Source organism: Pseudomonas sp. O39, assembly GCF_045447295.1.
GTDB lineage: Bacteria > Pseudomonadota > Gammaproteobacteria > Pseudomonadales > Pseudomonadaceae > Aquipseudomonas > Aquipseudomonas antarctica_A.
On sequence record NZ_JBJGXV010000001.1, the window covers coordinates 515,362 to 534,768 of the forward strand.

20 protein-coding genes are annotated in these 19,407 nt (G+C 61.1%); 7 read left to right on the plus strand and 13 right to left on the minus strand.

Annotation, left to right across the window (positions count from 1 at the left end; all coding sequences use genetic code 11):
• Positions 1-107: 107 nt before the first annotated feature.
• From ACI77D_RS02235 to ACI77D_RS02250, 4 genes are all read right to left on the minus strand, one after another.
• Entirely contained in the window at positions 108-509 is a 402-nt protein-coding gene (locus ACI77D_RS02235) for a biopolymer transporter ExbD (protein WP_060755558.1), read from the minus strand.
• A 1-nt stretch (position 510) separates the two neighbouring features.
• On the minus strand, positions 511-1,233 hold the full coding sequence (locus ACI77D_RS02240; RefSeq protein WP_156526313.1) for a MotA/TolQ/ExbB proton channel family protein: 723 nt from the start codon (positions 1,231-1,233) through the stop codon (positions 511-513).
• A gap of 51 nt (positions 1,234-1,284) precedes the next feature.
• Positions 1,285-2,091, minus strand: coding sequence for an energy transducer TonB (locus ACI77D_RS02245; protein WP_407015965.1), 807 nt, complete (start codon positions 2,089-2,091; stop codon positions 1,285-1,287).
• Positions 2,092-2,331: 240 nt separating this feature from the next.
• Complete coding sequence (locus tag ACI77D_RS02250) at positions 2,332-3,183, minus strand: LysR family transcriptional regulator (protein ID WP_262666751.1); 852 nt, start codon at positions 3,181-3,183, stop codon at positions 2,332-2,334.
• Between the two features lie 107 nt (positions 3,184-3,290).
• Between ACI77D_RS02250 and ACI77D_RS02255 the strand changes: the two genes are divergently transcribed.
• The 3 genes from ACI77D_RS02255 (at position 3,291) to ACI77D_RS02265 (ending at position 5,940) form a co-directional block, all read left to right on the plus strand.
• Positions 3,291-3,752 (plus strand): nucleoside deaminase, encoded by a 462-nt coding sequence (locus ACI77D_RS02255; protein WP_407015966.1) that lies wholly within the window; start codon positions 3,291-3,293, stop codon positions 3,750-3,752.
• Positions 3,739-4,908 (plus strand): CynX/NimT family MFS transporter, encoded by a 1,170-nt coding sequence (locus tag ACI77D_RS02260; protein ID WP_407015967.1) that lies wholly within the window; start codon positions 3,739-3,741, stop codon positions 4,906-4,908. The genes ACI77D_RS02255 and ACI77D_RS02260 overlap by 14 nt, the downstream gene beginning before the upstream one ends.
• A gap of 96 nt (positions 4,909-5,004) precedes the next feature.
• Positions 5,005-5,940 (plus strand): LysR family transcriptional regulator, encoded by a 936-nt coding sequence (locus tag ACI77D_RS02265; protein ID WP_407015968.1) that lies wholly within the window; start codon positions 5,005-5,007, stop codon positions 5,938-5,940.
• Here ACI77D_RS02265 and ACI77D_RS02270 read toward each other — a convergent pair.
• The gene (locus ACI77D_RS02270) at positions 5,831-6,925 is read right to left on the minus strand and encodes a fatty acid desaturase (protein ID WP_407015969.1); all 1,095 of its coding nucleotides are present in this window, start codon (positions 6,923-6,925) and stop codon (positions 5,831-5,833) included. The genes ACI77D_RS02265 and ACI77D_RS02270 overlap by 110 nt on opposite strands.
• Positions 6,926-7,026: 101 nt before the next feature.
• Between ACI77D_RS02270 and ACI77D_RS02275 the strand changes: the two genes are divergently transcribed.
• On the plus strand, positions 7,027-8,031 hold the full coding sequence (locus ACI77D_RS02275; protein ID WP_064450151.1) for an AraC family transcriptional regulator: 1,005 nt from the start codon (positions 7,027-7,029) through the stop codon (positions 8,029-8,031).
• A gap of 657 nt (positions 8,032-8,688) precedes the next feature.
• On the opposite strand, the gene ACI77D_RS02280 is transcribed toward ACI77D_RS02275, so the two are convergent.
• Positions 8,689-9,054: a response regulator gene (locus tag ACI77D_RS02280; RefSeq protein WP_064450150.1), complete on the minus strand. Its 366-nt coding sequence runs from the start codon at positions 9,052-9,054 to the stop codon at positions 8,689-8,691.
• A 29-nt stretch (positions 9,055-9,083) separates the two neighbouring features.
• Positions 9,084-9,779 (minus strand): Crp/Fnr family transcriptional regulator, encoded by a 696-nt coding sequence (locus ACI77D_RS02285; protein WP_064450149.1) that lies wholly within the window; start codon positions 9,777-9,779, stop codon positions 9,084-9,086.
• 83 nt (positions 9,780-9,862) lie between these two features.
• Here ACI77D_RS02285 and ACI77D_RS02290 point away from each other — a divergent pair, with 83 nt between their 5' ends.
• Entirely contained in the window at positions 9,863-10,390 is a 528-nt protein-coding gene (locus ACI77D_RS02290) for a DUF962 domain-containing protein (protein WP_262666746.1), read from the plus strand.
• Positions 10,391-10,498: 108 nt separating this feature from the next.
• Here ACI77D_RS02290 and ACI77D_RS02295 read toward each other — a convergent pair whose 3' ends face one another.
• The 6 genes from ACI77D_RS02295 to dibA all read right to left on the minus strand — a co-directional run bounded on the left by ACI77D_RS02295 (position 10,499) and on the right by dibA (position 16,860).
• Complete coding sequence (locus ACI77D_RS02295) at positions 10,499-11,479, minus strand: sulfate/molybdate ABC transporter ATP-binding protein (protein ID WP_128589382.1); 981 nt, start codon at positions 11,477-11,479, stop codon at positions 10,499-10,501.
• Between the two features lie 3 nt (positions 11,480-11,482).
• Positions 11,483-12,355, minus strand: coding sequence for a sulfate ABC transporter permease subunit CysW (gene cysW / locus ACI77D_RS02300; RefSeq protein ID WP_003218139.1), 873 nt, complete (start codon positions 12,353-12,355; stop codon positions 11,483-11,485).
• 13 nt (positions 12,356-12,368) lie between these two features.
• The gene (gene cysT, locus ACI77D_RS02305) at positions 12,369-13,187 is read right to left on the minus strand and encodes a sulfate ABC transporter permease subunit CysT (RefSeq protein ID WP_407015970.1); all 819 of its coding nucleotides are present in this window, start codon (positions 13,185-13,187) and stop codon (positions 12,369-12,371) included.
• 199 nt (positions 13,188-13,386) lie between these two features.
• The gene (locus ACI77D_RS02310) at positions 13,387-14,397 is read right to left on the minus strand and encodes a sulfate ABC transporter substrate-binding protein (RefSeq protein ID WP_128589380.1); all 1,011 of its coding nucleotides are present in this window, start codon (positions 14,395-14,397) and stop codon (positions 13,387-13,389) included.
• A 65-nt stretch (positions 14,398-14,462) separates the two neighbouring features.
• On the minus strand, positions 14,463-14,645 hold the full coding sequence (oscA, locus tag ACI77D_RS02315) for a sulfur starvation response protein OscA (protein WP_003170956.1): 183 nt from the start codon (positions 14,643-14,645) through the stop codon (positions 14,463-14,465).
• A gap of 301 nt (positions 14,646-14,946) precedes the next feature.
• A complete protein-coding gene (gene dibA / locus ACI77D_RS02320) occupies positions 14,947-16,860 on the minus strand; it encodes a phosphodiesterase DibA (RefSeq protein WP_407015971.1) in 1,914 nt (637 codons plus the stop codon).
• A 166-nt stretch (positions 16,861-17,026) separates the two neighbouring features.
• Between dibA and desA the strand changes: the two genes are divergently transcribed.
• Together desA and ACI77D_RS02330 are read left to right on the plus strand one after the other, a co-directional pair.
• Positions 17,027-18,211: a delta-9 fatty acid desaturase DesA gene (gene desA / locus ACI77D_RS02325; RefSeq protein ID WP_064450144.1), complete on the plus strand. Its 1,185-nt coding sequence runs from the start codon at positions 17,027-17,029 to the stop codon at positions 18,209-18,211.
• Between the two features lie 187 nt (positions 18,212-18,398).
• Positions 18,399-19,400, plus strand: coding sequence for a sensor domain-containing diguanylate cyclase (locus tag ACI77D_RS02330; RefSeq protein ID WP_221293630.1), 1,002 nt, complete (start codon positions 18,399-18,401; stop codon positions 19,398-19,400).
• Positions 19,401-19,407 lie beyond the last annotated feature (7 nt).

Below are 19,407 nucleotides of genomic sequence, written 5' to 3' on the forward strand. Positions count from 1 at the left end.
ATTGATCGGGTTACTCAGTGAGACTTTCGGTGTTGGGTAAATCCCAGGCAAAAAAAAGGCCGCACCCTGCCAAGGAGACGGCCCAAAAATCGTCGATACTTTTGAAACTAACGGGCGGTAATCACCGACAGCTTGGTAATGCCCGCGCGTTCGATAGACGCCATGGCTCGCGCCACTTCGCCATAGTTCACGCCATCGTCCGCCTGCAGTTGCACCCGCACATCGGGGTCCTTGGCCTTGGCCGCCTGCAGGTTGAATTCCAGCAGGTCCGGCTGGATTTCGTCCTTGTTGATAAACAGTTTGCCGGCGCCGTCGATGCTCACCACCAGCGGGTCTTTCTGCTCCACCGGGGCCACGGCCTGGGTCTTGGGCAGGTTGATCGGAATCGCATTGGTCAGCAGCGGCGCAGTGACGATAAACACCACCAGCAGCACCAGCATCACGTCCACCAGCGGCGTTACGTTGATTTCGCTCAGCACCTCATCACTGTCTTGCGTGGAGAAGGCCATCTCAGGACGCCTCCTTCACTTTTTGCGGGTTACCGGCCGCGCTTTTGGTCAGCGCAGGGTGCAGCAGCACGCGGAAGGAGTTCTTCTGCGCCAGGCTGTAAAAGTCGTGGGCAAAGTCATCCAGGTCGGCTGCCGTCAGCTTCAGGCGGCGCAGGAAGTAGTTGTAGACCAACACTGCCGGCACGGCGACGGCGATACCGACGCCGGTGGCAACCAGCGCCGCACCAATCGGGCCGGCCACAGTTTCCAGGCTGGCGGAACCGGCGGCGCTGATCCCCTTCAGCGCTTCCATGATCCCCCACACAGTGCCGAACAGACCGATAAACGGCGAGGTGCTGCCGATACTCGCGACCACGGCCAGGCCGGTTTCCAGGGAGCGACGCTCCCGTACGATTTGCTGGCGCAGAGCACGCTCGAGACGATCCTGGTGGTTGATGGCCTGGCTCAAGTCCGCAGCGTGTGGCGCGTCACCGACCTGGATCGCGGCATAACCGGCCTGGGCCACACGGGCCGCGGCGCCGGGTTGGGTTTCGGCCAGTTCAGCGGCAGAGTCGAGACTCGACGCCGCCCAGAACTGATTATGGAATTTGCGATCCTGCGCCTTGAGGCGACCGAACTGCACGCCCTTGAGCAGGGCAAAGCCCCAGGTGGCGACCGAAAAGGCCACCAGCAGCCAGATCACCGCGCTTTCGATGGATTCAACGGGAGATGCCAATGCCATGATGTTTTCCCTCTGTGCAGGTCGCGACGTGTCCAACACACCGCAGCCGAATAGTTAGTGAATCTTGAAATCGATCGGCACGCTGACCCAGCCGTCCTGGGCCACATCGCCTTGCTTGGCCGGTACGAAGCTCCAACGCTTCACCGCCGTCAGGGCGGCGTCGTCGAGTGGTTGGCGACCGCTGCTTTTCTGGATCTGGATCTCGCCCGGCTTACCGCTGGCCAACACGTGCACCCGCAACAACACCGTGCCTTCCCAACCGCGACGCTGGGCCAGCGACGGATACTCCGGCGCCGGGTTCTTCAGGTACGCGGCGTTGGCAGAAGCGGGTGTCACCGGTGCCGGCGCAGCAGCCGGTGCGGGAGGCGCTGGAGGCGCGGGCGTCGGTGGCACGGCCGGCGGCTCAACCGCTTTGGGTACGGGCTTGGGCTCAGGCTTTGGCACTGGCTTGGGTTTCGGTTTAAGCACCGGTTTGGGCGGCGCCGGCCTGGCGGCCAGCTCATCCACTAACGGCGGCGGTGGCTCGACTAAGGGCGGTGGCGGCACAGGCGGTGGCGGTTCAACCACCGGCGGCGCCGGCTGGGAAAATTCGATGGTCATCGGCGGGATTTCCGGCGGCACAATCGGCAATACCGGCGTGGGCTTCTGGCTGACCCAATAGATCACCGCACCGTGCAGGGCCAACACCAGCAACCCGAGTAGAACCCCTTCGCGACGACTCGAGAAGCGCCTGGGGGTTTTCTGCAAGCGCAATTGCCCCAACGGCGCGCGGTGCGGTCGGCCAAGGTCGACCAACTCACCACCCGGTGCCTGGCGCCATTGCGCCTCACGTGCACTGGCGGCGGTCTGGACATTGCCCATTGATTCACTCCCTGCGGTTTTCACACCAAAAAACCGACGGGCCTGCCAAAGCGGCCGTCGAGGGCTGAATCATCGGGGTTAGACGCTTATCTCTTAAAGTAATCTTTAAAGTTATAGATAGATCTAAATTGCATAAAAGCATCGCTTGGAAATGCCAGAACCCCGCCCCTCGCGGGCCGGCGCGAAGGGGCTGTTTTCCCATGCTTTTAAGGCATGCAAAATATTCAGTGAAGGCATGGTTCAGTGCGGGTTATTTGTACACAAATCGAGCAATTGGTCCTGCAATGCCTGCCCGGCCGCCCCCAAACCACTGCGGCCATACAGCGCCAGACGCACACCCTGCACCTTCGGCAAACCACTTTCATTGCCAAGTATCAAATGGCCAGGCTGCACCACCCGTTGCGGCAACAGGCTGATACCCAACCCCGCTGCCACGGCCGAACACACACTGGCCAGGCTGGCGCTGGAATAGCCGATGCGCCAACGCCAGCCGCCGACTTCCAGGTGGTGGAGCATTTCATTGCGGTACAAACCGCCCACTGGAAACGCCACCAGGGGCAGCGGGTCGCGCCCCAATGACGGCGCGGTGCGGCTGTCCACCCAGCACAACGGTTCCGGCCATGAGGCCAGGCAGTCATCGCTGTCACCCATCTGCTTGACCAGCAACACGTCGAATTCACCCGCGCGGTACTGCCGTTGCAACTCCGGGCCCAGACCACTGGTCACCTCCAGGCGCACTCGCGGGAAGGCCACTACGAACGCCGACAGCAACGGCATCAGGCGCTCGGCGGCAAAGTCCTCCGGCACACCCAGACGCAACACCCCGTCGCTTTGCTGGCTGATCAACACGTCGGCAGCTTCTTCATGCAGTGCCAGAATGCGCCGCGCATAGGCCAGCAGGCGCTCACCCTCGGCGGTGGCCACCACGCGGCGCTGGTCGCGGTCCAGCAACTGGCACGCCACGGCATCTTCCAGGCGACGGATCTGCTGGCTCACGGTGGATTGGGTCAAGTGCAGGCGCTCGGCAGCGCGGGTGAAGTTACCGCAGTCCACCACGGCAACAAAACTGCGTAACAACACGGGATCGAACATGGCGCGTCACCATTCCATTTGCCACTGGTTGGCATGGTTATATTTAATTTCAGAATACTCCGGCAGCTCACCATACTTCACCTTCCATTCTGCCCAGAGGGACCGCAATGACCGACGATCATCAGCACCTGCAACGCGCCATAGCCCTGGCCAGCGCCAACGTGGCCAAAGGTGGCCGACCGTTTGGCGCCGTGCTGACACTCAATGGCGAGGTGCTGGTGGAAGCCGTGAATGAGATCCACCTGACCCAGGACCCCACCGCCCACGCCGAGCTGCTGGCGATTCGCGCGGCCAGTCAACGCGTAGGCGCGCGCCTGGAAGGCTGTGTGATATACGCCAGCGGCCAGCCATGCCCAATGTGCTTGAGCGCCATGTACCTGTGCGGCGTAGAGCGCGTGGTGTTTGCTGCCAGCAACGCAATGGCCGAGCCGTTCGGCCTGTCGACGGCGGTGATTGGGCAACAGGTCGGCCTGCCGTTGAGCGAACAGCGCCTGCCGATCCAACACCTGCCCGACGCCGCCATGACCGCGCTGTATCAGCGATGGAAAGCCCTGCATGACCGTGAATAAATCCTTTGCCGGCTGGGGCCTGCTGGTGGTGCTCGGCCTTAACCTGCGGCCAATCCTCAGTTCCATCAGCCCCTTGCTCGGCGAGATTCGCCAGGCCACCGGCCTGAGTTTCCAGAGCAGTGCGTTGCTCACCAGCCTGCCGGTGGTGTGCATGGGCCTGGTGGCGCTGGTCGGCGTGCGTGTGGAGGCACGACTCGGCGAACGGCGTGGCATTGCCCTGGGTTTAATGATGATTCTGCTGGCATGCCTGGCGCGTTGGCTGATGGGCCAGGCATCGGCGTTGCTGGTCACGGCATTGCTCGGTGGCGCCGGTGTGGCGCTGATCCAGGCGTTGGTGCCGGCGATGATCAAGCGCGAATTTCACCACCGCGTGCCGGTGGCGATGGGCGTGTATTCCGCTTCGCTGATGGCCGGTGGCGGCCTGGCAGCGTTGCTCAGCCCGGTGGTGGCCACGCATTTCCAGCAATGGCAGGCGGGGTTGGGTGTGTGGCTGTTGCCGGCGCTGGGGGCGTTATTGCTATGGGCCTTGTTGCCGTTGGGCGCGGCGAGAAACCCGCAGGCAGCACCCGCGTTCAAGGGCCTGCGCAACCGGCGGGCCTGGCTGTTGGCGCTGTACTTCGGTTTGGTCAATTGCGGCTATATGAGCATGGTGGCGTGGCTGCCTGCGTACTATCAGCAACTGGGCTGGGGCGTATTGCCGAGTGGCTCGTTGCTGGCCTTCATGACCATCTTCCAGGTGATCGCCGCGCTGCTGATGCCGGTGCTGGCGCAACGCGGTATCGACCGTCGGCCCTTGCTGGGCATCAGCCTGCTTGCGCAAACCATCGGCTACCTCGGCCTGATCATCGCGCCGCAGGAGTATCCCCACCTGTGGGTAGCGCTGTGCGGTTTCGGCCTGGGCGCGTGTTTTGCCCTGAGCCTGCTGCTGACCCTGGACCACCACCGCGACCCGCGCCAAGCCGGGCAACTGGCGGCTTTCGTGCAAGGCGTAGGTTTTTTGATCAACGCGATTTCGCCGTGGCTGACCGGCTGGCTGCGCGAACTTACCGGCAATTTTGTCAGCGCCTGGGTGGTGCTGACAGTGACGGTGGTGGCGATGTTGCTGGTGACGCGGGTGTTCAGCCCAGCCACCTATCGCACGGTGCCTGCTCTATAGATATGCATTTAAGGTCTAGATAAAACAAACACGCTTCGTTGACGGAATAAGCGCGCCCCTTAAAATCCGGGTTCTCCTTTCGGACGCCGGGCCCCTATGGATCTCCGCCAACTGCGCTACTTCATTGCGCTGAACAAGTACCGCAGTTTCGTGCGCGCCGCCGACGCCATGGGCATTACCCAGCCGGCCTTTAGCCGCAGCATCCAGGGTTTGGAGCAGGAGTTCGGCTGCGTACTGGTGGACCGCGCCAATAAGGACCTGCGCCCTACCCCCGAAGGCCAGGTGGTGCTGCAGCACGCCCTGGGCCTGGTGCAAGGTGCGGCGTTGTTGAGCCATGAAGTCACGCGCATGACCAAGCTCGACGCTGGCGAGGTACGTTTTGGAAGTGACGCCGTGGCGGCGGTCAACCTGGTGCCCCTGGCGATAGCCCGTTTTATCACGACCTACCCCAAGGTCCACACCGCCTTGCAGGTGGATAACTGGGAAAAACTGGGGCGCAGCCTGAGCCGGGAAGAGATCGAATTCTTTATCGCCGATGTGCGTCACTTTGAAGCCGATCCGAATTTTCAGACCCGGGCCCTTACCCCACGACGCACGGTATTTTTCTGCCGCGCCGGGCACCCGCTGCTGGCCAAGGACAGCCTCTCCACCAATGACCTGTTCGGCTACCCGCTGGCCGCGCCATTGATGCCGCCCGGCATTCGAAAATTGCTGGCCAACCTCAGCGGGCGCATCGACTTTGCGCCCGCTGTCGAGCTTGAGCAGTTTCCCGCGCTGGCCACCATCGTGCGGCAGTCAGACGCCATTGGCTTGGGGGCTGAAGAAGCCTTCGTCGACGCGTTCCTCAGCGGTGAGCTAGTGGTGCTGCACTGGCGCAACCTACCTCACACCCTGGACAGTTTGAACAACCACTGCGGCGTGGTCAGCCGCGCTGGGGTTCGTTTGTCGCCTGCGGCAAAGGCGCTGATCGAAACCCTGCTGGCGGTGGAAAGCCGAGCCGATTGGCCCGCGAAAACGTCCCAAAATCATTGAAGCGCACGCCCATGTCGGCCATGACCTTGTGCGCCACCTTGGCCGTCATCTGGCGGATGTAGAACGGTTCCTTCACCACAAAATGATGGATGCCATGGGTGCTGCCGAAGTTGAAACAAAACGCCTGCAGCGGCCACATCCACCACGGGTTCAATACCTGGGTCTGCTGGATCACATTGCCCAGCTCCACATCGCCGTAGTAGTGCATGTTGGAGCTGACAAAATGCAGGCAAAAGGTGCGCAGCACGTTGGGGCCGATGATCACCACGGCGGCGATGTCGATCACCTGCATTATCTGCAAGGTGTTGGCTGACCACTCGATCGGCACGCCCATCAGGCTGGCAATGCCATTGGCGGCATGGAAGCCGAGGAACACATACCACGCGCCCCAATGCAGCAGCGCCAATGGCGCGTACACCAGCAGCGAGCGCTTGAGGATCTTGAGTTTGTGGCTCCAGGTTTTCGCACGCAGCATGCGGATAAACGCCGACATCACGTTATCCCCCACCATCAGCAACCGCGCAAAACCCCACGGCTCGCCATTGGTGATGGCGCGCTCCTCCATATCGGTTTCGGTCCCGGAAACCTTGTGGTGATTAAGGTGCAGGTGGCGGCGTATCCACGGGTTGATCGTACTCGGCCGCGCCAGCCACACCAGGCCCATCATCAGATTGTGCGGCAGGCGTTGCTTGCGAAAGTACATGCTGTGGATCAGGTCGTGTTCCAGCTCGTGGGTCAGCGAGGCGAGGAAGGCATTGAGCAGCAGGCACACCCACCAGGCCATATGCCCATTGATATAGAGCGCCGCCGAGCCGAGCATGCCGAGCAACGCGAAGGCCAGGATGCCCGCGCCCAACGCGTCCTGATGCTGCAGCCAGGGGTGCTGCTGGCGCAATCTGGCGCCTTCGGCGAGCACCACTTCGCGAATATGCGCTGAACGCTGTTGCGCATTCATCTGCTGGGGACTTGCAGAAGTACCGTCCATGCTTCCATCCTCTTGTTTATTGATAGATGCATCCTGGCCCAAGCGGTGCGCCAGGGCATCAGCCCCACACGCCAACCTGTTGACCGCAAGCGCCAATCGCCATGACCGAACCCACTTCGCTCGCCAGCTGGACCCGCGCCCTGCGCAAACAGCTCGATGCCCTGGACCTCGACAGCGCCGCGCTGTGCGCCCAGGCCGGGCTCGACCCACAGCAGATGGACGACCCCAACGCGCGTTATCCGCTGTCGGCGACCACGCGCTTGTGGGAACTGGCAGTGCAGGCCAGCGGCGATCCCGCGATCGGGTTGCGGGTGTCGCGGTTTGTCAGCCCCACGACCTTTCATGCGCTGGGTTATGCCTTGGTGGCCAGCGGCAGCTTGCGCGAGGTGTTCGAGCGGATCGTGCGTTATCACCAGGTGGTCAGTGATGCCCTGACGCTGGAGCTTAGCCGAGAGGGCGAGCGCTACCACTTTCGCCTGCTGCAGCCACCGGGCAGCCCGGCGCCGGCACTGGAAGCGATTGATGCATTTGCGGCGATCTATGTGCGCACCTGCCGTAATCGACTGGGCCGGGAGTACGCGCCGCTGGCGGTGCACCTGCGACGGCCGGAGCCGGCTGACGCCAAGCCGTGGCACACGGTATTTCGCGCGCCGGTGTTTTTTGGCGCTGAGGAAGACCGCCTGGAGTTTGCCGCAAGGGACTTCGACAGCCATCTGGATGACGCCAACCCCGAGTTGGCCGAACACAATGAAACGGTGCTCAAACGCACGCTTGCCCAGTTACAACCGCTGACCTGGGAGCGCAAGGTGCGCGCGGCCATTGAGGCGCAATTGCCGGAGGGCGAGCCAAGTGCCGAGCGGATCGCCCAGGCGCTGCACCTGAGCCTGCGCAGTTTGCAGCGGCATCTGGCGGATGAAGGCTGTCGGTTTGATGCGCTGCTCAATGAGTGCCGCGAGAACCTGGCGCTGCTGCACCTGCGGGACCCGCAGTGTTCGTTGGCCGAGATCAGCCATTTGCTGGGCTTTGCCGATACCAGCAGTTTCAATCGGGCGTTCAAGCGCTGGACGGGGATGACACCGGGGCAGTTTCGCGATGGGTTGCGGTAGCGGAATGTGTAGCGGTTGTGAGGGCCTCATCGCGGGCAAGCCCGGCTCCCACAGGTTGACTGTGTTCACGCTGGCTTGCCTGCGATGGCGGCAGGGAGATTTTGGTGACTGTGAGGGCCTCTTCGGGAGCAAGCCCCCTCCCACATTTTGATGTGTGAACCCCGTCAAATGTGGGAGCTGGCTTGCCTGCGATGGCGGCAGGGAGATTTTGGTGACTGTGAGGGCCCCTTCGGGAGCAAGCCCCCTCCCACATTTTGATGTGTGAACCCAGTCAAATGTGGGAGCTGGCTTGCCCGCGATGGCGGCAGGGAGATTTTGGGTGACTGTGAGGGCCTCTTCGGGAGCAAGCCCCCTCCCACATTTTGATTGGTGAACGCCGTCAAATGTGGGAGCTGGCTTGCCTGCGATGGCGGCAGGGAGATTTTGGGTGACTGTGAGGGCCCCTTCGGGAGCAAGCCCCCTCCCACATTTTGATTGGTGAACCCCGTCAAATGTGGGAGCTGGCTTGCCTGCGATGGCGGCAGGGAGATTTTGGTGACTGTGAGGGCCTCTTCGGGAGCAAGCCCCCTCCCACATTTTGATGTGTGAACCCAGTCAAATGTGGGAGCTGGCTTGCCTGCGATGGCGGTAGCCCCGGCAACCCATTAACTGGATCAGTCAGCGCCCACGATCACGTCGCAATAACTTCCTTACCCGCGCCACCAACGCCTTGGCATCGAACGGTTTGAGCAAATAATCATCTTCATGCAGTTCCAGGCCACGCAGTCGGTCTTCAATCCCGCCCGGCGTGGTCAAGAACAGCATCGGCGTCTCGCCTTTCAACCGAATCGCCTGCTGCAACTTCCAGGCATTCAGGCCCGGCAGCATCACATCCAGAATGACCAGGTCGTACTCGGTGCTTTCCACGAAACGCAACGCCGCCATGCCATTGGCCGCGACCTCCACGGTGTAGCCCGCTTCGTTCAAGCCCTGGGCCATCCGCTGTGCTTCTTCGGATTCATGTTCCACTAACAGCACACGCATAACACACCTCGATTAATCAGGTTTGCAGGCTAACACCCTGGCGTGTGCGCCGCCTCACGCAGTCGCTGGGCATCAAGGATTTCGATCTCGCCATAGCCCAGGCGCACGATGCCCTGGGCTTGCAGGTCCTTGAGCAAAGCGTTGGTGGTCTGGCGCGACAGGCTCAACATCGCCGCCAGGTCTTCCTGGGGCAGTTGCACACTGCTTCTGGAGGGTTGGATATCACCGTAACCCTCAACAATCATCAATAAGCGGTGGGCCAATCGAACGGAAGCAGGCATCAGGCTGAGGTGTTCGAGGCCAATGAAACTCAGGCGCAGTTTCTGGCTCATCAGCAAGGCCAGGTCGCGCCAGTATTGCGGGGTTTCATCCAGAATGTTCAGCAGCGCCCGTTGCGGCACCTGCAACAGCGTGCACGGCCCGACCGCGCAGGCGTCATGGGTACGCGGCAGGCCGTCGAACAGGCAGATTTCGCCGAACCAGTAAGGCAGCTCAACCTGGCTCAATACCGCTTCCTTGCCGTGCTCATTCACTGCGCTGATGCGCAGCGTGCCGTCGAGCACCGCGTACAGGCCACACGGCGGGTCGCCGCGTTTGAACAGGTATTGCCCCGCCGCCAGCTGCCGCTGCCGGGCGTGGGCCAGCAGGCTATGCTGAAAAGAACCCGGCAGGTGGCTGAACCAATGGCCCGTGGCCAACTGCGCGTGCCATTTCTCTGTGTCCATGACAACTCCGAAGATTGTCGCCCAGCTGACAGTCAGTCGCCGGCTGACAGGGCATGATCAAACATCCTACAGGAGGAACAATAATGAAAAGCCTCGTCGACCATCTCAGTCAATACGCCGCCTACCATCGCGACCCCCGCAATATCGCCAGCCACTTTATCGGCATTCCACTGATTGTCGTGGCAGTGGCCGTGCTGCTGTCACGCCCCGAAGGGTCAGTGGGCGGGCTCTGGCTCTCGCCTGCCGTCATGCTTGCGCTGTTTTCAGCGTGGTTTTACCTGCGTCTGGAGCTCGCGCTGGGCGTGCTGATGACGGTGTTGATGGGCTTGTCGGTGTGGGCCGGGCACGTGCTGGCCGCACAGAGCACGATGGTCTGGCTCAGCAGCGGCATCGGGATGTTTGTGGTGGGCTGGGTAATTCAGTTTGTCGGCCACTATTACGAAGGCAAGAAGCCGGCGTTTGTGGATGACGTCTCGGGGCTGATCGTCGGGCCGTTGTTTGTGGTGGCGGAGCTGGCGTTTATGGTGGGGTTGCGGGAGGAGCTGAAGCAGCAGATAGAGCAACGGTCTGGGCCGGTGGAACGCCGTGATCTAAAGCCGAGCAAGGTCTAAATGTGGGAGCGGGCTTGCTCGCGAAAGCGGTGTATCAGTCGGTATATCTGTTGACTGACACCCTGCATTCGCGAGCAAGCCCGCTCCCACATGGGTATTGCAGTAGGCTTAGGCTTTTTGCCAGACCTTGGGCTTGAAGAACAGCGTCTCGCCACGGGCCAGGCCGGTGAGGCTGTCGTGGTCTTTCACCACTTCAGCTTCAATCAGCTCGCTCTGGCCTTCCACCTTCAAGGTCACCCGTGTAGTCGCACCCAGCGGACGAATATCACGCACTTCAGCCGCATGGTGGTCTTCCAGCTCATGGCGCGACAGCGACACTTCGTGCGGGCGGAACAGCACGTGCTTGTCCTCACCCAGGTGCAGGCGGTTGGAGTCGCCGAGGAAGTGGTACACAAAATCGCTGGCCGGGTTTTCGTAGACGTCGCCCGGTGAGCCGATCTGCTCGATCACGCCCTTGTTCATCACCACGATACGGTCGGCGACTTCCATCGCCTCTTCCTGGTCGTGCGTCACAAACACCGACGTCAGGTTGATGTCTTCGTGCAGGCGCGCCAGCCAGCGGCGCAGTTCTTTACGGACCTTGGCGTCGAGGGCACCGAACGGTTCGTCCAGCAGCAAGACTTTGGGCTCCACCGCCAGCGCACGGGCCAGGGCGATACGCTGGCGCTGGCCACCGGACAGTTGCTCCGGATAGCGATCAGACAACCAATCGAGCTGCACCATGTTCAGCAGTTCGTGAACCTTGACCGCGATCTGGCTTTCGCTCGGGCGCTGGTTTTTCGGCTTCATGCGCAGGCCGAAGGCGACGTTGTCGAACACTGTCATGTGGCGGAACAACGCGTAGTGCTGGAACACAAAACCGACGTTGCGATCCCGCACGTCATGGCCGGACACGTCTTCACCGTGGAACACAATGCTGCCGTCATCCGGGGTTTCCAGCCCGGCAATGATGCGCAGCAAGGTGGTCTTGCCGCAGCCGGACGGGCCCAGCAACGCCACCAGCTCGCCACTCTGGATGTCCAGATTGATGCAGTTCAGGGCCTTGAAGGCGTTGAAATTCTTGCTGACATTACGGACTTCAATCGACATGACTTATTCCTCACCGGCGCTTTTGCGCAGGCGGTTGATACGGTTCTCGCTCCACTGCTTGAGCAGCAGGATGAAGAGCGCCAGGATCAGCAACAGGCTCGCGACGGCAAACGCGGCGACATGGTTGTATTCGTTGTAGAGGATCTCGACGTGCAGCGGCAGGGTGTTGGTGACGCCGCGAATGTGGCCGGACACCACCGACACCGCGCCGAACTCACCCATGGCCCGCGCAGTACACAGCACCACGCCGTAGATCAGGCCCCATTTGATGTTCGGCACGGTCACATGCCAGAACATCTGCCAGCCATTCGCACCGAGCAGGCGCGCGGCCTCTTCTTCCTGGGTGCCCTGCTCCTGCATCAGCGGGATCAGTTCACGGGCCACGAACGGCACCGTCACGAAAATGGTCGCCAGCACAATGCCCGGCAAGGCGAACACGATCTGGATGTCATGGTCCTGCAGCCACGGGCCGAAGAATCCCTGGGCGCCGAACATCAGCACATAGACCAGGCCCGCGATCACCGGCGACACCGAGAACGGCAGGTCGATCAGCGTGACCAGGATGCTCTTGCCACGGAACGAGTACTTGCTCACGCACCAGGCGGCGCTGACCCCGAATACCACGTTGAGCGGCACCGAAATTACCACGGCGATCACCGTGAGCTTCAGCGCCGACAGCGCGTCGGGTTCAAGGATTGCGGTGAAGAATGCGCCGAGGCCATTCTTCAAGCCCTGGGACACCACGATAAACAGCGGCAGCAGCAGGAACAGGAAGAACACCAGCCAGCCCAGGCTGATCAGGATGCGCCGGGACACCGCGCTGCCACGACGGGCAGCGTTGGCCGAGGACGCGGCGGAAATAGACGATTGGGACATGTTCCGCGCCTCCTTATGGACGTTCGATGCGCCGCTGCAACAAGTTGATCAGCAGCAGCAGGACAAAGGAAACCACCAGCATCAGCACGCCAATGGAGGTGGCGCCGCGGTAGTCGTATTGGTCGAGCTTGACCATGATCAGCAGCGGCAGGATCTCGGTTTTCATCGGCATGTTGCCGGCGATGAAGATCACCGAGCCGTACTCACCCACGCCACGGGCAAACGCCAGCGCGAAGCCGGTCAGCCAGGCGGGCAGCAATGCGGGCACGAGAATGTAGCAGAACACCTGCAATGGCTTGGCGCCCAGGCAGGCGGCGGCTTCTTCGATTTCCCGGGGGATATCGGCGAGCACCGGCTGCACCGTACGCACCACGAAGGGCAGCGTAACAAAGGTCAGCGCCAGGGTGATGCCCAAGGGGCTGTAGGCGATCTTGAAGCCCAGGTCGGCCGCGAACTGACCGACCAGGCCGGTCGGCGTGTACAGCGCGGTCAGCGCGATACCGGCCACGGCGGTGGGCAGGGCGAACGGCAGGTCGATCATCGCATCGATGATCTTGCGGCCGGGGAAGGTGTAACGCACCAGCACCCAGGCCAGCAGCGTACCGATTACGCCATTGATCAGCGCGGCGTACAACGCGGTGCTGAAGCTCAGTTTCAACGCCGCCAGCACGCGTGGTGCGGAAATAATGGCCCAGAACTGATCCCAGGTGAGTTGAGCGGCGTGCACAAACATCGCCGCAAGGGGGATGAGTACGATCAGGCTGAGGTACACCACGGTGTAGCCCAGCGTCAGCCCGAAGCCGGGTATGACGGGGGAAATACGACGCGACATAAGAGTCCTTGGTTAAAAGGTAGAAACCACTGTAGGAGCACGCTCCTCTGTGGGAGCTGGTTTATGTGGGAGCCGCGCTTGCCCGCGATGCTGCCACCTCGGTGTGTCAGCCACACTGCGGTGATGCTATCGCGGGCAAGCCCGGCTCCCACACAAGCCGGCTCACAGAGAGAAGCGGGGCTCCTACAGGTACTTTGGCTTACTGCGCCGTGTAAATCTGGTCGAACACGCCACCGTCATTGAAGAATTTCGGTTGGGCAGTTTTCCAGCCGCCGAAGTCTTTGTCGATAGTCACCAGGTCCAGTTTCGGGAACTGCTGGGCGTATTTGGCGGCGACTTTCTCATCGCGTGGGCGGTAGAAGTTCTTCGCCGCAATCTCCTGGCCAGCCGGGCTGTACAGGTGCTTGAGGTATTCAGTGGCAATCTCGGTATTGCCCTTTTTCTCGGCGTTCTTGTCAACCACGGCCACCGGCGGCTCCGCAAGAATCGACAGGGATGGCACGACGATGTCGAACTTGTCGGCGCCACCGTCTTCTTTCAGGGCCAGGAATGCCTCATTTTCCCAGGCCAGCAACACGTCGCCCTGACCGTTGTTGACGAAGGTAATGGTCGAGCCACGAGCGCCGGTGTCGAGGATCGGCACATGCTTGAACAGCGCTTGAACGTATTCCTGGGCCTTGGCTTCGCTGCCGCCGGCTTTGAGGCCATAGGCCCAGGCGGCGAGGAAGTTCCAGCGGGCACCGCCGGAGGTTTTCGGGTTCGGGGTAATGACCGAAACGTCTTTCTTGATCAGGTCACCCCAGTCCTTGATGCCTTTAGGGTTGCCCTTGCGCACCAGGAACACGATGGTCGAGGTGTACGGGGTGCTGGCGTCCGGCAGGCGAGTTTGCCAGTTTTCCGGCAGGGTCTTGCCCAGCTTTGCGATTTCGTCGATGTCGCCGGCCAGGGCCAGGGTCACGACGTCGGCGCGCAGGCCGTCGATCACCGCACGGCCTTGTTTGCCGGAGCCACCGTGGGATTGCTGGATCTTGACGTTGTCACCCGGGTGCTCTTTCTTCCAGAAGCTGGTGAATTCAGCGTTGTAGTCCTGGTACAGCTCACGGGTAGGGTCATACGAGACGTTCAGCAACTCGTAGTCCTTGGCAACAGCGGAACCGGCAAACACGGCACTGGCCAGTGCGGCCAGGGCATAACGGCGAATCGACGACATAGAAGGCTCCTGAAATTCTGGGTGTTGGCTTTTTCTTATAGTTGCGGGTCTATCGCCGTTTTTGCTTAGCTCGGTTTGTTACCCGGGTTCTGCAAACGGAATTTTTCTTTGCGTTCGATCTGTACCACTTGGGCGTTATGCACAGTGATTTCCACCGCGCCAAACCGCAGGTCGCGCAAGGCGCTCTGGATCTCGCGCAAAATGGCTGCTTCGTCCTGGCCGTCGACGCTACGTAGAGATGCGCTCATGGTCTCGCTCCTGAAAAGAATAGTGCCTGGCAGTGGCGGCACTGCTTGCGGCGTGAGGGCGATAGTAGATAAGCGCGGATATTCTTAAAAATACTATTTAAGAATGTTTATATAACCAGAAAGAATTTTCTGGCAGGACGTGGGGTTGCGAGGTTTTTTACGCGTGCGACACTGAAAATAAGCCATGCCGAAATCCAAAGGTGGGAGCGGGCTTGCTCGCGAATGCGGTGAATCAGTCAATACACCTGTTTCTGACAGACCGCTTTCGCGAGCAAGCCCGCTCCCACATTTTGACTGTATTTCAAGTCCTGATAGCTGGTGCACGCTCCCAATCAATTTCATTTGCCGGCATCGGCCGCCCGAACCAATAACCCTGCCCCATATCGCACTCCTGCTCCGACAGAAACCGCGCCTGCTCAACCTGCTCGATGCCTTCGGCCTGCACCTGCATGCCCATGCTTTTCGCCAGGGCGATCACCACGCGCACGATGGCGGCGTCGTCCTCATCCCACGGCACACCGGCGACAAAACCCTGGTCGATCTTGAGCTTCTGCACCGGCAAGCGCTTGAGGCGCAGCAGCGATGAATAGCCGGTGCCGAAGTCATCAATGGCCAGGCGCAAGCCCAGTTCACGCAGGCGATGCAGTTGCTCAAGGGCCACTTCGGGGTCATCCATCACCGCGCTTTCGGTGACTTCCAGCTCCAGGAACGCCGGATCAAGGCCAGTGGCATGCAGCACTTGCGCGACTTGCTCGTACAGCTCGCGTCGGGCGAACAGACGGCTGGAAACATTCACCGCAATAAAGCTCAGCGGCGCGCCATCGGCCAACCACTGGCACATCTGGCGGCAGGCCTGGTCCATCACCCATGCGTCGATGTCGGCAATCAGCCCAGTGCGCTCGGCGATGGGGATAAATTCGCCCGGCGGCACCAGGCCGCGCTCCGGGTGTTGCCAGCGCACCAGCGCTTCGACACCGATCAGGCGGCTGTCCTGCAGGTTATGCACAGGCTGGTAATACACACGCAGCTCTTGCTGCTCGAGGGCGCGGCGCAGTTCGCTGGCGATTTCCACGCGATTCTGCGCGTGGGCGGTCAGCTCTTCGGTGTACAACGCATACCCTTCGCGGCCGGCACTCTTGGCCTTGAACAGCGCCGAGTCGGCATTGCGCAGCAACTGTTGGGCGCTCAGGGCATCGCTGGGGAACAGGCTGATGCCGACGCTGGCGCTGATAAACAACGGGTTGCCATCGAACACGAACGGTTCTTTCATCGCATCGAGCAAGCGCTGTGCCATCGCGGCAGCCTGAATCACCTGTGGACAACTTTCGGCCAGCACGGCGAATTCATCACCGCCCAGGCGCGCCAGCGTCACGCCGGGGCCAAACAGGCCTTTTAGCCGCTCGCCCACCGCCTTGAGCAACTGATCACCGACGTTATGGCCGAGGCTGTCGTTAATGATCTTGAAGTGGTCCAGGTCCATCAACAGCAACGCGCAGCCGCGCTTGTGCACTTGCGCCGAGGCCAGCGCCTGTTCGGCGCGGTCGGTAAACAGCAGGCGGTTGGGCAGGTCGGTCAGCGGGTCGTGATGGGCGAGGTGCGCCAGTTCGTGCTCGGAGTCCTTGATGGCGCTGATATCGGAAAACACCGCGACGTGATGGCTGACCTGGCCTTGGTCATCGTGGATCACACGAATGGTTTGCCACTGGGGATAAATCTCGCCGCTTTTACGCCGGTTCCAGATTTCGCCGCTCCACTCACCCTCGTGTTCCAGGACCTGGAACATCTGCTGATAAAAATTCGACGAATGGCGCCCGGATTTGAACAGACTGGGCCGCTCGCCCATGACGTCTTCGCGGCAGTAGCCGGTGATCTCCATGAACGCTCGGTTGACGTGCACAATCAGCCCTTGGGCGTCGGTGACCAGCACCCCTTCGCGCGTGCAATCGAACACCGCGGCCGCCTGGCGCAGGCGCTCGCGGTTTTCCTGCAGGGGTTGCTGAAACTGGTGGGCGCGGGCAAAACGGGCGCAAATCAGGTAAATAACCAACGCACTGAGGGCCACCCACACATAGCCGCGCAGCTGAAGCCAGCGGACCAACTCCCGCGGGTCATCGAGAAAGTCGATCAATAGATGATGGCTGAGCTGGAGCCACACAATCGAAACCAGCAGATATACCAGCCCCACACGCAGGGCACCTCGGTATGAAAACAGCATAGGGTCAGTAATCCTTACCAAAAAAACAAAATCGCCCCACAAAGGCTGCGGATTATAGAATAAGAAACATCCAGTCACTTCTATCTGAAAGGGCGGCTGGTTTTCTCTGTAGGCTTAGTGATAATGCGTGAGCTGTTTTTTACTTTATCTGAGGGCCATACAGCCTATGTGGTACAACGGTTTTCTTGACCTGTCAGCCTGGCAACTGGTGGCAGTCACTCTGTTGATGACCCACGTGACCATCGTTGGGGTCACGGTTTATCTGCACCGCTATTCAGCCCATCGCTCCCTGGAGCTTAATGCCGGCCTGAAACACTTCTTCCGCTTCTGGCTGTGGTTGACCACGGCACAGAACACCCGCGAGTGGACCGCTATCCACCGCAAACACCACGCCAAATGTGAAACCGTCGACGACCCGCACAGCCCGGTCATCAAAGGCCTGTCCACCGTGCTGCGCAAGGGGGCCGAGCTGTACCGCGCCGAGGCGGAAAACCCCGAGACCCTGCGCATCTATGGCAAGAACTGCCCGGACGACTGGATCGAGCGCAAAATCTACACGCCTTACCCACTGCTGGGCGTGGCGATCATGGGCGTGATCGACCTGCTGCTGTTCGGCACCATCGGCATCACCATCTGGGCGATCCAGATGATGTGGATTCCGTTCTGGGCCGCAGGCGTCATCAACGGCCTGGGGCATGCCATCGGCTACCGCAACTTCGAATGCCGCGACGCGGCGACCAACCTGGTGCCATGGGGCATCATCGTCGGTGGCGAAGAACTGCACAACAACCACCATACCTACCCGAACTCGGCCAAGCTGTCGGTCAAGAAGTGGGAGTTCGACCTGGGCTGGGCGTGGATCAAAGTGTTCAGCTTCCTGCGCCTGGCCAAGGTGCAGCGCGTCGCGCCAATCGCGCACCGCGTGGAGGGCAAAGGCAACCTGGACATGGACACCGCCATGGCGATCCTCAACAACCGCTTCCAGATCATGGCCCAATACCGCAAGTTGGTGATCGGCCCGCTGGTCAAGCAGGAGCTGGAGAAGGTCGATCATTCGGTCCGCCACCAATTCCACCGTGCCAAGCGCCTGCTGTCGCGTGAGACCAGCCTGCTGGATGACCGCCACCACGTGCGTATCCAGAGCATGCTGGAACACAGCCATGCCTTGACGGTGATCTACGAAAAACGCCTGGCGTTGCAGCAGATCTGGCTGAAGACCAGTTCCAATGGCCACGATATGCTGGCGGCGATCAAGGAATGGGTGCACGAGGCCGAAGCCAGTGGCATCCAGTCCCTGCGTGACTTCGCCCACCAACTGAAGACCTATTCGCTGCGCCCTGCAGCGGTCTGACGGCACTGTGGGAGGGCCAGCCCTCCCACATACCCTCTTTCTGGCGCCATTTTCCGGGCACCACGAATCCGTCACGATCACGGAACTTCACTGCAATTACCCTCTCTCAAAGAACACTTCGCCATCATGGTGAACCTTGTAGTGACCGCTGTTCCATCCTGCGGCGCGCCCAGAGAGAGTTGCACCGATGGTCCACGAAAAGCCCTGCCTGCCCGACGCCCCCACTGCTGAGCCCCCTCGCCCAGCCGCGGCGGCAACCCTGTTGGCGCTGATGCACGCCCAGGGTGAAGTCGAGCGGTTGAGCGAGCGCGAGCAATTGCTGAGCTCACTGCTGGTCAGTGTGAATGCCGTGCTGTGGGCCATTGATTGGGAAACACGTCGCGTGCTGTACGTGAGCCCGGCCTACGAGCGGGTGTTCGGCCGCTCGGCCGGTTTGCTGTTGGCCGATTACCGGGAATGGCGCAACAGCATTCACCCTGAAGACCTCGAATATGCCGAATACAGTCTCGCTCGCGTGCTGGAGCACGGTGCCGTGGAGGACCGTGAGTACCGCATCATCACTGCCGACGGGCAAATTCGTTGGCTGAGCGACAAATGTTATATCAACCAGCAGGTCGAGCCCGGAGAGCCGAAGATCGTGGTCGGCATGGCCGAGGACATCACCGAAAAGAAGCAGATGGCGTTGGAGCTGCACCGCCTGGCCACCACCGACGTGCTGACCCAGAGCAGCAACCGCAGGCATTTTTTCGAGTGTGCCAATCAAGCCTTCGACAACGCCTGCGCCCAGGGCGCGCCGCTGGCATTCCTGTTGCTGGACATCGATGACTTCAAAGACGTCAACGACAGCTACGGCCACCTGGAGGGCGATCAGGTCTTGCGGCGTATCGCCGAGAGCGGTCGAGGTGTATTGCGCCGTGGCGATCTGTTCGGGCGTATTGGCGGCGAAGAGTTCGCCGCGGTGCTGCCCGGTTGCGCACCGGAGATGGCGATGCAGGTGGCTGAACGCCTGGGCAAGGAAATCCAGGCATTGGGTTTCAGCTATGAGGGCCGGGCGTTTACCGTGACCGTCAGCCAGGGCCTGGCCAACCTGCGCGAAGGCGACTCAACCCTGGACAGCCTGTTCGCGCGAGCCGATGCCGCCATGTACGAGGCAAAGCGCCAGGGCAAAAACCGCGTAATAGCGGGCTAGCACTGAA

Excerpts from the sequence above, each read along its gene's own strand:
- ACI77D_RS02235 (WP_060755558.1), bottom strand. The coding sequence starts at position 509 with ATGGCCTTCTCCACGCAAGACAGTGATGAGGTGCTGAGCGAAATCAAC.
- ACI77D_RS02245 (WP_407015965.1), bottom strand. The coding sequence starts at position 2,091 with ATGGGCAATGTCCAGACCGCCGCCAGTGCACGTGAGGCGCAATGGCGC.
- ACI77D_RS02250 (WP_262666751.1), bottom strand. The coding sequence starts at position 3,183 with ATGTTCGATCCCGTGTTGTTACGCAGTTTTGTTGCCGTGGTGGACTGC.
- ACI77D_RS02255 (WP_407015966.1), top strand. The coding sequence starts at position 3,291 with ATGACCGACGATCATCAGCACCTGCAACGCGCCATAGCCCTGGCCAGC.
- ACI77D_RS02260 (WP_407015967.1), top strand. The coding sequence starts at position 3,739 with ATGACCGTGAATAAATCCTTTGCCGGCTGGGGCCTGCTGGTGGTGCTC.
- ACI77D_RS02265 (WP_407015968.1), top strand. The coding sequence starts at position 5,005 with ATGGATCTCCGCCAACTGCGCTACTTCATTGCGCTGAACAAGTACCGC.
- ACI77D_RS02270 (WP_407015969.1), bottom strand. The coding sequence starts at position 6,925 with ATGGACGGTACTTCTGCAAGTCCCCAGCAGATGAATGCGCAACAGCGT.
- ACI77D_RS02275 (WP_064450151.1), top strand. The coding sequence starts at position 7,027 with ATGACCGAACCCACTTCGCTCGCCAGCTGGACCCGCGCCCTGCGCAAA.
- ACI77D_RS02280 (WP_064450150.1), bottom strand. The coding sequence starts at position 9,054 with ATGCGTGTGCTGTTAGTGGAACATGAATCCGAAGAAGCACAGCGGATG.
- ACI77D_RS02285 (WP_064450149.1), bottom strand. The coding sequence starts at position 9,779 with ATGGACACAGAGAAATGGCACGCGCAGTTGGCCACGGGCCATTGGTTC.
- ACI77D_RS02290 (WP_262666746.1), top strand. The coding sequence starts at position 9,863 with ATGAAAAGCCTCGTCGACCATCTCAGTCAATACGCCGCCTACCATCGC.
- ACI77D_RS02295 (WP_128589382.1), bottom strand. The coding sequence starts at position 11,479 with ATGTCGATTGAAGTCCGTAATGTCAGCAAGAATTTCAACGCCTTCAAG.
- cysW (WP_003218139.1), bottom strand. The coding sequence starts at position 12,355 with ATGTCCCAATCGTCTATTTCCGCCGCGTCCTCGGCCAACGCTGCCCGT.
- cysT (WP_407015970.1), bottom strand. The coding sequence starts at position 13,187 with ATGTCGCGTCGTATTTCCCCCGTCATACCCGGCTTCGGGCTGACGCTG.
- ACI77D_RS02310 (WP_128589380.1), bottom strand. The coding sequence starts at position 14,397 with ATGTCGTCGATTCGCCGTTATGCCCTGGCCGCACTGGCCAGTGCCGTG.
- oscA (WP_003170956.1), bottom strand. The coding sequence starts at position 14,645 with ATGAGCGCATCTCTACGTAGCGTCGACGGCCAGGACGAAGCAGCCATT.
- dibA (WP_407015971.1), bottom strand. The coding sequence starts at position 16,860 with ATGCTGTTTTCATACCGAGGTGCCCTGCGTGTGGGGCTGGTATATCTG.
- desA (WP_064450144.1), top strand. The coding sequence starts at position 17,027 with ATGTGGTACAACGGTTTTCTTGACCTGTCAGCCTGGCAACTGGTGGCA.
- ACI77D_RS02330 (WP_221293630.1), top strand. The coding sequence starts at position 18,399 with ATGGTCCACGAAAAGCCCTGCCTGCCCGACGCCCCCACTGCTGAGCCC.